Source organism: Pseudomonas sp. GW821-FHT09C08, from assembly GCF_059418125.1.
This window is the reverse complement of sequence record NZ_JBWKPG010000003.1, coordinates 112840-124668: the sequence shown is the minus strand read 5'-3', so window position 1 is coordinate 124668 and position 11829 is coordinate 112840. Positions and strand designations below refer to the sequence as shown.

Annotated in this window: 10 protein-coding genes; 4 read left to right on the top strand and 6 right to left on the bottom strand. The window is 57.5% G+C overall.

Features of this window, described 5'->3' with window-relative positions:
- Positions 1-21: 21 nt before the first annotated feature.
- The 5 genes from mnmE to rpmH form a co-directional block, all read right to left on the bottom strand.
- On the bottom strand, positions 22-1392 hold the full coding sequence (gene mnmE, locus AC07OJ_RS11615) for a tRNA uridine-5-carboxymethylaminomethyl(34) synthesis GTPase MnmE (RefSeq protein ID WP_213551889.1): 1371 nt from the start codon (positions 1390-1392) through the stop codon (positions 22-24).
- Positions 1393-1471: 79 nt separating this feature from the next.
- Complete coding sequence (gene yidC, locus AC07OJ_RS11610) at positions 1472-3154, bottom strand: membrane protein insertase YidC (RefSeq protein ID WP_065902690.1); 1683 nt, start codon at positions 3152-3154, stop codon at positions 1472-1474.
- 2 nt (positions 3155-3156) lie between these two features.
- Positions 3157-3402 (bottom strand): membrane protein insertion efficiency factor YidD, encoded by a 246-nt coding sequence (yidD, locus tag AC07OJ_RS11605; protein WP_010207715.1) that lies wholly within the window; start codon positions 3400-3402, stop codon positions 3157-3159.
- Positions 3395-3802: a ribonuclease P protein component gene (gene rnpA / locus AC07OJ_RS11600; RefSeq protein WP_020302575.1), complete on the bottom strand. Its 408-nt coding sequence runs from the start codon at positions 3800-3802 to the stop codon at positions 3395-3397. The genes yidD and rnpA overlap by 8 nt, the downstream gene beginning before the upstream one ends.
- A gap of 13 nt (positions 3803-3815) precedes the next feature.
- Positions 3816-3950: a 50S ribosomal protein L34 gene (gene rpmH, locus AC07OJ_RS11595; protein WP_003213577.1), complete on the bottom strand. Its 135-nt coding sequence runs from the start codon at positions 3948-3950 to the stop codon at positions 3816-3818.
- A gap of 585 nt (positions 3951-4535) precedes the next feature.
- On the opposite strand from rpmH, the gene dnaA reads away from it, so the two are divergent.
- From dnaA to gyrB, 4 genes are read left to right on the top strand one after another with little or no spacing between them, the layout of a single operon-like run.
- Positions 4536-6053, top strand: coding sequence for a chromosomal replication initiator protein DnaA (gene dnaA, locus AC07OJ_RS11590; protein WP_106805571.1), 1518 nt, complete (start codon positions 4536-4538; stop codon positions 6051-6053).
- A gap of 38 nt (positions 6054-6091) precedes the next feature.
- A complete protein-coding gene (gene dnaN / locus AC07OJ_RS11585; protein WP_053258802.1) occupies positions 6092-7195 on the top strand; it encodes a DNA polymerase III subunit beta in 1104 nt (367 codons plus the stop codon).
- A 20-nt stretch (positions 7196-7215) separates the two neighbouring features.
- Positions 7216-8319 (top strand): DNA replication/repair protein RecF, encoded by a 1104-nt coding sequence (gene recF / locus AC07OJ_RS11580; protein ID WP_065902696.1) that lies wholly within the window; start codon positions 7216-7218, stop codon positions 8317-8319.
- A 4-nt stretch (positions 8320-8323) separates the two neighbouring features.
- Entirely contained in the window at positions 8324-10741 is a 2418-nt protein-coding gene (gyrB, locus tag AC07OJ_RS11575) for a DNA topoisomerase (ATP-hydrolyzing) subunit B (protein WP_065902697.1), read from the top strand.
- Between the two features lie 94 nt (positions 10742-10835).
- Here the strand turns inward: gyrB and AC07OJ_RS11570 are convergent, their stop codons facing one another.
- The gene (locus AC07OJ_RS11570) at positions 10836-11561 is read right to left on the bottom strand and encodes a response regulator transcription factor (protein ID WP_106805570.1); all 726 of its coding nucleotides are present in this window, start codon (positions 11559-11561) and stop codon (positions 10836-10838) included.
- Between the last annotated feature and the right edge of the window lie 268 nt (positions 11562-11829).

The window sequence follows — 11829 nt, the reverse complement described above, 5'->3', positions numbered from 1 at the left end:
CAGGGGTTGTGGATAACCTGGTTATTTGCCGATGCAGAAGCTGGAAAAGATCCGTCCCAACAAATCATCGGAGCTGAATGCACCGGTGATTTCCCCCAGCAGCTGCTGCGCCTGACGTAAATCCTCAGCCAGCAGCTCCCCCGCCCCCGCCAGGGTCAGCTGCGCTCGACCATGCTCCAGCGCCGCGCTGGCGTGGCGCAGTGCCTCCAGGTGCCTGCGGCGCGCACTGAAGCTGCTTTCCGACGTCTGCTCGAAGCCCATGCACGCCTTGAGATGCTCACGCAGCAATTCCAGGCCTTCGCCTGCCGACTTGGCGCTCAGGCTGATGGTGACGTGGCCATCCTCGCTGGTTTCGAGGGCGATGGCTTCGCCCGTCAGGTCGGCCTTGTTGCGGATCAAGGTGACTTTGGCCGGGTCCGGCCGTTGCTCGAGGAATTCCGGCCACAGTGCAAAAGGATCCACAGCCTCCGGTGCCGTGGCATCCACCACCAGCAGCACGCGATCGGCTTCGCCGATTGCCTTGAGGGCCCGTTCGACGCCGATCTTTTCCACCTGGTCTTCAGTGTCGCGCAGGCCAGCGGTGTCGACGACGTGCAACGGCATGCCGTCGATGTGGATATGTTCGCGCAGGATGTCACGGGTGGTGCCGGCAATCTCGGTGACAATCGCGGCTTCGCGACCTGCCAGGGCGTTGAGCAGACTGGATTTGCCTGCATTCGGCCGGCCGGCAATCACGACGGTCATGCCGTCACGCAACAACGCGCCCTGCCCGGCCTCACGCAGTACTGTGGATAACTCATCGCGGACTTTATCCAGCATTGCCAGGACATGGCCATCGGCAAGAAAGTCGATTTCCTCTTCCGGAAAATCGATCGCAGCCTCCACGTAAATACGCAGGCTGATCAATTGCTCAGTCAAGTTATGCACACGCAGGGAAAAAGCCCCCTGCAACGAGCGCAACGCATTGCGTGCCGCCTGTGCAGAACTGGCTTCGATCAAGTCCGCAATGGCTTCAGCCTGGGCCAGGTCGAGCTTGTCGTTAAGGAAGGCGCGCTCGCTGAATTCGCCCGGGCGAGCCAGGCGGCAACCCAATTGCAGGCAGCGCTGCAGCAACATATCCAGCACTACCGGGCCGCCGTGGCCCTGCAGTTCAAGGACGTCTTCACCGGTGAATGAATTCGGGCCCGGAAAATAAAGCGCCAGGCCCTCGTCCAACACACTGTTGTCAGCGTCCAGGAACGGCCCGTAATGGGCATACCGCGGCTTCAACTCGCGACCGCTGATCGCTTGTGCTGCCCTGCCGGCAAGCGGCCCGGAAATACGAACGATACCGACACCGCCGCGACCTTGAGCGGTAGCGACAGCAGCGATGGTTTCACGAGGAGCGCTCATCAGCAGGTTCCAGAACGAAAGTGACAGAAAGCAAAACGCCCCACTAGGGGGCGTCTTGAGTGGTTATCCACAGAGTAAATTACGCCGCAGCTTTTTTGGTAGCCGCTTCGATCTTACGAGTGATGTACCACTGTTGAGAGATCGACAACACGTTGTTGACCACCCAGTACAGCACCAGACCAGCAGGGAACCACAGGAAGAAGAAGGTGAAGATGATTGGCATCATTTTCATTACCTTGGCCTGCATCGGATCCGGCGGAGTCGGGTTCAGACGCTGCTGGATAAACATGGTCGCGCCCATGATGATCGGCAGGATAAAGAACGGGTCTTTGATCGACAAGTCAGTTATCCACAGCATGAACGGTGCCTGGCGCATTTCCACGCTTTCCAGGAGTACCCAGTACAACGACAGGAATACCGGCATCTGCACCAGAATCGGCAAGCATCCACCCAGCGGGTTGATCTTCTCTTTCTTGTACAGCTCCATCATGGCCTGCGACATTTTCTGCCGGTCATCACCATGTTGCTCTTTCAGCGCGGCCAGTTTCGGCGCAACGGCACGCATACGCGCCATCGACTTGTAGCTGGCGGCCGACAGCGGGAAGAAAATCCCTTTGATCAGCATGGTCAGGAAGATGATCGAGAAGCCCCAGTTACCCACAATGCTGTGGATATGTTGCAGCAACCAGAAAATCGGCTGGGCAATGAACCAGAGGAAGCCGTAATCCACAGTCAACTCAAGACCTGGGGACAACTCTTTCAGCACGGCCTGGCTTTTCGGACCGGCGTACAGGGTAGCGCTGGTCTCGGCCTTGGCACCTGGAGCGACGGTCAACGCCGGGCCAGTGAAGCCAATGATGTAGTTACCCTGGCTGTCCTTGCGGGTTTGAACCAGGTTCGCGTCACCCTTGTTCGGGATCCAGGCGGTCACGAAGTAGTGTTGCAGCCAGGCAACCCAGCCACCTTGGACGGTTTCTTTCAGCGAGCCCTTGTCGATATCTTTCATCGACACTTTTTTGTACGGCTCGTTACTTGTCCACAGGGCAGCGCCCAGGTAAGTCGCGGTGCCAGTGGCGGTGCTGGAAGAAGGATCGGAACTGGCGTCACGCTTGAGCTGGGCAAACAGGTTGCCGCTCCATGGCTTGTCGCTTTCGTTGTCGATCAGGTAAGTGACCTTCAAGTCGTACAAACCACGGGTGAAGCTGAAACGCTTGATGTAATTGACGCCGTCGAGGCTGAATTTCAGGTCGACGTTCAACTGGTTCTGGCCGTCAGCCAGTTGATAAGTCTTTTGCTCGGTCGAATAAACCGGACGACCGGTAGCACGTGCATCCGGACCGTTGGTGCCGGTCAGGCCACTTTGCGCCAGATAAGTCCGTTCACCACCGTTATCGAACAGTTGGAACGGGACATCCGGATGGTCCTGGCGACGTGGATACAGCGGCAGTTTCAACTGCGCGATATCACCACCTTGTGGGTCGATAGCCAGGTCGAGCACATCCGTTTTCACGTGGATGAGGTCTTTATTGGTGACCACTGGCGTTTCTAAAGGGGCGCTTGTCTCGCCATTCGCGCTGGGAACATCGGCACTCGCGGACGCATTGTTACCCAGCGGGGTGTCCGGAATAGCCGGCGCAGCCTGATTGGTAGCAACATTCTGAGTCGGCAGGGCAGCCTGGCCGTAGTCCTGGTTCCACTTAAGAACCATGACGTAGGACACGATTGCCAGGGCGACGATCAGGATCGTGCGTTTAATATCCATGATTACTCGGCCATCGAAGAAGAACGGGAGGTAGGGATAGGTGGAACCGGGTCATAACCACCGGGATTCCACGGATGACAGCGACCTAAACGACGAAAGGTCAGCCAGCCACCGCGCAGAAGGCCATGATTTTCTATGGCCTCTAACGCGTAGCAGGAACAACTGGGGTAGAAACGACAGTGGCTGGCCATCAGAGGACTAATGGCATAGCGATAAAACTGGATCGGAACGAGGGCCAGTTTACGCATCAAGGCTGTCTACCCCTACAGTTTCGGTGCTGACTGCTGGTGCTGGCTTGTGGGTACGCGCCAAACGTTTCCAGAGCTTGCCGAAATGCTGAATCAATTCGGGGTTTTCTACATCACCCAAGCCTTTGCGCGCGACGATAACAATATCCCAACCAACCAGAGTGTCCTGGTGGAGGCGAAACGATTCGCGCATCAGACGCTTGAGGCGATTGCGCTCAACGGAGAGCTTTACGCTCTTCTTGCCGATCACCAACCCGAGACGGGGATGATCAAGATCGTTGTTACGCGCAAGGAGCAGGAGATTTTTCCCCGGAACCTTGCCGGTGGGGGAGTCAAAGACTGCCTTGAAGTGCCGGGGGGTTAGCAGACGCTTTTCCCGACTGAAGTCCTGACTCACCACCAGTACCGGATTATCAAACTGCCAGACGCGCACGACCTTTGGCGCGGCGACGCGACAGGACAGCACGGCCGTTCTTGGTAGCCATGCGAGCACGGAAGCCGTGGGTACGGGCGCGTTTGATGGTGCTTGGTTGGAAAGTACGTTTCATGGCGTTGTTACCTGGTTCGTCCACAACGGGCCGGAATGGCCCCCGTTTTAAGAGACCGGCGATTCTAGAGAAAGCAAGCCTCTAGGTCAATTTCCAACCAGCTTTTCCTTTAATTAGATCTTTACGGGTCATCTGCCGTTTTCCATGCGCTCGGCTTTCACGAGCAATGCCATAGATATAAAAATAAAGAAGGAAGTTATTTAAAGCTTTTCTGTAAAGCTTATAAAAGCTAGGCAGGCGATCCTCTGTGGATAAGTGCCCTGAGGCCATGAGCTGCCTACTGTACAGAGAATGACAACTACGGGGGAAAACGGTGCTCTGCCTGTGCTGCACTGTCGGATAAGCTGTGTGTGGAATAGGTTGTTATCCACAGGCCAGTTACCCACAGACTTTCGACCCCACTTGTACAACGAGCTTAGGTAGGCTTATCCACAGAGCTTATGCACAGACCATTGGTCGCCTTTTTCTCACTTAACGCGTTGATTTTGGGCCTCCTGTGCGCAACCTACATGTGGATAAGTGGACGGCTGGCCGCTACAATGGCGGCTGTTTTTGCCTCACCGGCTTTCAACTTAGGGGATATCCGTGTCAGTGGAACTTTGGCAGCAGTGCGTGGAGCTTTTGCGCGAAGAGCTGCCTGCCCAGCAATTCAACACCTGGATCCGTCCGCTACAGGTCGAAGCCGAAGGCGACGAGTTGCGTGTCTATGCGCCTAACCGTTTTGTCCTCGACTGGGTCAACGAGAAGTACCTGAGCCGCGTTCTCGAATTGCTCGATGAACATGGCAATGGTCTCGCACCGGTGCTCTCCTTATTAATAGGCAGCAAACGCAGTTCAGTCCCGCGTGCTGCGCCGAACGCGCCGTTGGCGGCTGCGGCATCGCAGGCTCAGGCGGCGACCTCGCCGGTCAACAACACGCCAGCTCCTGCGCCGACACCTTCGAAATCCGCCGCGCAAAAAAATGCGCCCGAACACGAAGAACCGTCCCGCGACAGTTTTGACCCGATGGCGGGCGCAAGCTCCCAGCAGGCGCCGGTTCGCGCCGAACAGCGCACCGTGCAGGTCGAAGGCGCGCTCAAGCACACCAGCTACCTGAACCGCACCTTTACCTTCGAGAACTTCGTCGAAGGTAAATCCAACCAGCTGGCTCGCGCGGCCGCCTGGCAGGTCGCCGATAACCCCAAGCACGGCTACAACCCGCTGTTCCTTTATGGCGGCGTCGGTTTGGGTAAGACCCACTTGATGCACGCTGTGGGTAACCACCTATTAAAGAAGAACCCGAATGCCAAGGTCGTGTACCTGCACTCGGAGCGCTTCGTGGCTGACATGGTCAAGGCCTTGCAGCTCAATGCCATCAACGAGTTCAAACGGTTCTACCGTTCGGTTGATGCGTTGCTGATCGATGACATTCAATTCTTCGCGCGCAAAGAACGTTCCCAGGAAGAGTTTTTCCACACCTTCAACGCCCTGCTCGAAGGCGGCCAACAGGTCATCCTGACCAGTGACCGTTATCCGAAGGAAATCGAAGGGCTGGAAGAACGCCTGAAATCACGTTTCGGCTGGGGCCTGACCGTGGCGGTCGAGCCGCCGGAGCTGGAAACCCGCGTTGCGATCCTGATGAAAAAGGCCGATCAGGCGAAGGTCGACCTGCCGCATGATGCTGCTTTCTTTATTGCCCAACGCATCCGTTCCAACGTGCGTGAGCTGGAAGGCGCGCTCAAGCGGGTCATTGCGCACTCGCACTTCATGGGCCGCGACATCACCATCGAGTTGATTCGCGAATCCCTGAAAGACTTGCTGGCCCTGCAAGACAAGCTGGTGAGTGTGGATAACATCCAGCGCACCGTGGCCGAGTACTACAAGATCAAGATCTCCGACCTGCTGTCCAAGCGCCGTTCGCGTTCGGTGGCACGTCCCCGTCAGGTGGCCATGGCCCTCTCCAAGGAGTTGACCAACCACAGCCTGCCGGAAATCGGTGATGTGTTTGGTGGTCGCGACCACACAACGGTCTTGCACGCATGCCGCAAGATCAATGAACTTAAGGAATCCGACGCGGATATTCGCGAGGACTACAAGAACCTGCTGCGTACACTGACAACTTGATGACACCAGCGCAGCTTATTAAGGCAAGGGACTAGACCATGCATTTCACCATTCAACGCGAAGCCCTGTTGAAACCCCTGCAACTGGTCGCAGGCGTCGTCGAGCGCCGACAGACCTTGCCGGTGCTCTCCAACGTATTGCTGGTGGTCGAAGGCCAGCAATTGTCCTTGACCGGTACCGACCTGGAAGTCGAGCTGGTGGGTCGTGTGCAGCTGGAAGAGCCCGCCGAGCCTGGCGAGATCACCGTACCGGCGCGCAAGCTGATGGACATCTGCAAAAGCCTGCCCAACGACGCGCTGATCGACATCAAGGTTGATGAGCAGAAGTTGGTGGTCAAGGCCGGTCGCAGCCGCTTTACCTTGTCCACCTTGCCTGCCAATGATTTCCCGACCGTGGAAGAAGGTCCTGGCTCGCTGACGTGCAGCCTGGAGCAAAGCAAACTGCGTCGTTTGATCGAGCGCACCAGCTTCGCCATGGCGCAGCAGGACGTGCGTTACTACCTCAACGGCATGCTGCTGGAAGTCTCCGAAGGCATCATCCGCGCCGTGGCCACTGACGGTCACCGCCTGGCCATGTGCTCGATGAAAGCCGACATCGGCCAGCCGGATCGCCACCAGGTTATCGTGCCGCGCAAAGGTATCCTCGAGCTGGCGCGTTTGCTCACCGAGCCGGACGGCAACGTCAGCATCGTCCTGGGTCAACACCACATCCGTGCGACCACCGGCGAGTTCACCTTCACCTCCAAGTTGGTTGACGGCAAATTCCCGGATTACGAGCGTGTCCTGCCTAAGGGCGGCGACAAGTTGGTGATTGGTGATCGTCAGGCCCTGCGCGAAGCGTTCAGCCGTACCGCGATTCTGTCCAACGAAAAGTACCGTGGCATCCGCCTGCAACTTGCCAATGGTCAGCTGAAGATCCAGGCCAACAACCCGGAGCAGGAAGAAGCGGAAGAAGAAGTGGGCGTCGACTACAACGGCGGCTCGCTGGAAATCGGCTTCAACGTGAGCTATCTGCTGGACGTGCTGGGTGTGATGACGACCGAACAGGTTCGCCTGATCCTGTCCGACTCCAACAGCAGCGCCCTGGTGCAGGAATCCGACAACGACGACTCGGCTTACGTTGTCATGCCGATGCGCCTGTAATCATGCTCAGCAGAAGCTAGATGTCCCTCAGTCGCGTCTCGGTCACCGCGGTGCGCAATCTGCACCCGGTGACCTTCTCCCCCTCCCCCCGCATCAATATTCTCCACGGCGCCAATGGCAGTGGCAAAACCAGCGTGCTGGAAGCCATTCACCTGTTGGGTCTCGCCCGTTCATTTCGCAGTGCGCGCCTGTTACCGGTGATTCAGTACGAGCAACTGGCGTGCACGGTGTTTGGCCAAGTCGAACTAGCGGAAGGTGGGCATAGCAGCCTGGGGATATCGCGTGATCGCGGTGGGGAGTTCCAGATTCGCATCGACGGGCAAAATGCCCGCAGCGCTGCGCAGTTGGCGGAAATTCTGCCACTGCAACTGATCAACCCCGACAGCTTTCGGCTGTTGGAAGGTGCACCGAAAATCCGCAGGCAATTCCTCGATTGGGGAGTGTTCCACGTGGAACCGCGTTTTATGGCCACTTGGCAGCGCCTGCAGAAGGCCCTGCGGCAGCGGAACTCGTGGCTGCGGCATGGTACACTTGACGCCGCTTCGCAAGCGGCCTGGGACCGGGAACTGTGCCTGGCCAGCGACGAAATAGATGAATACCGCCGCGCCTATATCAAAGCCTTGAAACCAGTCTTTGAGCAGACCTTGAGCGAGTTGCTAGATCTCGAGGGGCTTACGCTGAGTTATTACCGTGGTTGGGACAAAGAGCGCGACCTGAGTGCCGTGCTCGCCACGTCTTTGCAACGGGATCAGCAAATGGGTCATACCCAGGCCGGCCCTCAACGGGCTGATTTGCGTCTTAGATTGGGCGCACACAATGCCGCGGACATCTTGTCCCGGGGTCAGCAGAAGTTGGTGGTGTGTGCGCTGCGGATCGCCCAAGGCCACTTGGTTAGCCAAGCCCGCCGCGGTCAGTGTATTTATCTGGTGGATGACTTGCCGTCCGAACTCGACGAGCAGCACCGCCGCGCGTTATGCCGCTTGTTGGAAGAATTACGCTGCCAGGTGTTCATCACCTGTGTAGACCACGAATTATTGAGGGAAGGCTGGCACACGGATACGCCAGTCGCTTTGTTCCACGTGGAACAAGGCCGTATCACCCAGACCCACGACCATCGGGAGTGAAGGCATGAGCGAAGAAAACACGTACGACTCGACCAGCATTAAAGTGCTGAAAGGTTTGGATGCCGTACGCAAACGTCCCGGTATGTACATTGGCGACACTGATGACGGTAGCGGTCTGCACCACATGGTGTTCGAGGTGGTCGACAACTCCATCGACGAAGCTTTGGCCGGTCACTGCGACGACATCAGCATCATCATCCATCCGGATGAGTCGATTACCGTGCGCGACAACGGTCGCGGTATTCCGGTAGACGTGCACAAAGAAGAAGGCGTTTCGGCGGCAGAGGTCATCATGACCGTGCTCCACGCCGGCGGTAAGTTCGACGACAACTCCTATAAAGTCTCCGGCGGTTTGCACGGTGTGGGCGTGTCGGTGGTGAACGCACTGTCCGAAGAGCTGATCCTGACCGTTCGCCGCAGTGGCAAGATCTGGGAACAGACCTATGTCCACGGTGTACCGAAAGAGCCGATGAAGATCGTTGGCGACAGCGAATCGACCGGTACTCAGATCCACTTCAAGCCATCGGCTGAAACCTTCAAGAACATCCACTTCAGCTGGGACATCCTGGCCAAGCGGATTCGTGAATTGTCCTTCCTCAACTCCGGTGTGGGTATCGTCCTCAAGGACGAGCGCAGCGGCAAGGAAGAGCTGTTCAAGTACGAAGGCGGCCTGCGTGCGTTTGTTGAATACCTGAACACCAACAAGACTGCGGTCAACCAGGTTTTCCATTTCAACATCCAACGCGAAGACGGCATCGGCGTGGAAATCGCCCTGCAGTGGAACGACAGCTTCAACGAGAACCTGTTGTGCTTCACCAACAACATTCCTCAGCGCGACGGTGGTACTCACCTGGTGGGTTTCCGTTCCGCACTGACGCGTAACCTGAACACCTACATCGAAGCCGAAGGCTTGGCCAAGAAGCACAAAGTTGCCACTACCGGTGACGATGCGCGCGAAGGCCTGACCGCGATTATCTCGGTGAAAGTGCCGGATCCAAAGTTCAGCTCCCAGACCAAAGACAAGCTGGTGTCTTCCGAAGTGAAGACCGCCGTCGAACAGGAAATGGGCAAGTACTTCTCGGACTTCCTGTTGGAAAACCCGAACGAAGCCAAGCTGGTTGTCGGCAAGATGATCGACGCGGCTCGTGCCCGTGAAGCGGCGCGTAAAGCTCGCGAGATGACCCGCCGTAAAGGCGCACTGGATATCGCCGGCCTGCCAGGCAAGCTGGCTGACTGCCAGGAGAAGGACCCTGCCCTCTCCGAGCTGTACCTGGTGGAAGGTGACTCTGCTGGCGGTTCCGCCAAGCAGGGTCGTAACCGTCGCACCCAGGCGATCCTGCCGTTGAAGGGCAAGATCCTCAACGTCGAGAAGGCGCGCTTCGACAAAATGATTTCCTCTCAGGAAGTCGGCACTTTGATCACAGCGTTGGGCTGCGGTATCGGCCGTGACGAGTACAACATCGACAAGCTGCGCTACCACAACATCATCATCATGACCGATGCTGACGTCGACGGTTCGCACATCCGTACCCTGCTGCTGACGTTCTTCTTCCGTCAGTTGCCGGAGCTGATCGAGCGCGGCTACATCTACATCGCCCAGCCGCCGTTGTACAAAGTGAAAAAGGGCAAGCAAGAACAATACATCAAAGACGACGACGCCATGGAAGAGTACATGACGCAGTCGGCCCTGGAAGATGCCAGCCTGCACTTGAACGACGAAGCCCCGGGCATTTCCGGTGAGGCGCTGGAGCGCCTGGTTAACGACTTCCGCATGGTGATGAAGACTCTGAAGCGTCTGTCGCGCCTGTATCCGCAGGAGTTGACCGAGCACTTCATCTACCTGCCATCCGTAAGCCTGGAGCAGTTGGGTGACCACGCTCACATGCAGGATTGGCTGGCCCAGTACGAAGTGCGCCTGCGCACCGTGGAGAAATCTGGCCTGGTGTACAAAGCCAGTCTGCGCGAAGACCGTGAACGTAATGTCTGGCTGCCAGAGGTCGAACTGATCTCCCACGGCCTGTCGAACTACGTCACCTTCAACCGCGACTTCTTCGGCAGCAATGACTACAAGACCGTGGTAACCCTGGGCGCGCAACTCAGCACCCTGCTGGACGACGGCGCTTATATCCAGCGTGGCGAACGCAAGAAGCAGGTCAAGGAATTCAAGGAAGCCCTCGACTGGCTGATGGCTGAAAGCACCAAGCGTCACACCATCCAGCGATACAAAGGTCTGGGCGAAATGAACCCGGATCAGCTGTGGGAAACCACCATGGACCCGGCTCAGCGTCGCATGCTGCGCGTGACCATCGAAGACGCCATTGGCGCAGACCAGATCTTCAACACCCTGATGGGTGATGCGGTCGAACCTCGCCGTGACTTCATCGAAAGCAACGCATTGGCGGTGTCCAACCTGGACTTCTGATCAGGCAAGACCGCTAAAAACAAAAAGGCCAACGCTCAGCGTTGGCCTTTTTTATTGGGCATTTTTTAAATGCTCCACGTGGAACATCGCCATTTCAGTTGGGCGATGGCGCCGTTGCGACACTCTCCAGCCGATACCCATACCCGTAGATCGTCAACAGCTGCCAGCCCCGATCCGCCGTCAGCCCAAGCTTGTTACGCAGCCGGTAGATATGCGTATCCAGTGGGCGAGACGAGACCATTTCTTCATGAGTCCAGAAGCGCTCATAGAGGTACTCACGGGACAGCGGTCGGGCCAGGTTGGCGAACAGGCAACTGGCCAGGCGGTATTCACGCTCGGTCAGGTTGATCGGTTTGCCGGCTCGGGTCACCGTCAGTTCAGCATCGTCAAAGGTCAAGTCGTTGAAGCTTTGCACCTCTTGGGTCGCCGACTTCTGCAGGCCGTGGCGACGCAACACTGCAGAGACACGGGCTTTCAGTTCGTTGGGACGAAAGGGTTTGCTGACGTAGTCGTCGGCGCCGCTATTGAGCGCCGTGACGATATCGCTCTCGGCATCGCGGCTGGTGAGCATGATGACGGCGGGCGGCGATTCCATGTGTTCGCGGGTCCAGCGCAGCAAGGCAATGCCAGTGATATCGGGCAGTTGCCAGTCGAGTATCAGCAGGTCAAAGGTTTCCCGGCGCAGTTGGCGTAGCAGGTCTTCACCACGCTCGAAGCAATGCAGGGACCAAGGCTGCTCCGCGGTGCCGGGGATCTGTCGCAGTGTCTGTTCCACCCGCCGCAACTCGGCAGGTTCGTCATCCAGTATTGCGACACGCATGTCGAGGGTCCTTTGTACTTAATATAGGGCAGCCGACGGCCAATGAATAACGGCACATACTGCGCAGTTGCCGGCCATTGAATCTGAATAATTGTGGTCAGATTCGACGACCCCTTGGATCTCTCGGTACGCTGATATCAAAGGGCCGTAACCCCCTGAAAGTCCTGGGTACCTCTGTGGGAAAGATACCGGCTCCCGAGGGTAAGTAAAAGGATCAGCCGACACATGCGCTGCCGTAAATGCCCGCGTGCCGATGTCAGACGTCCTC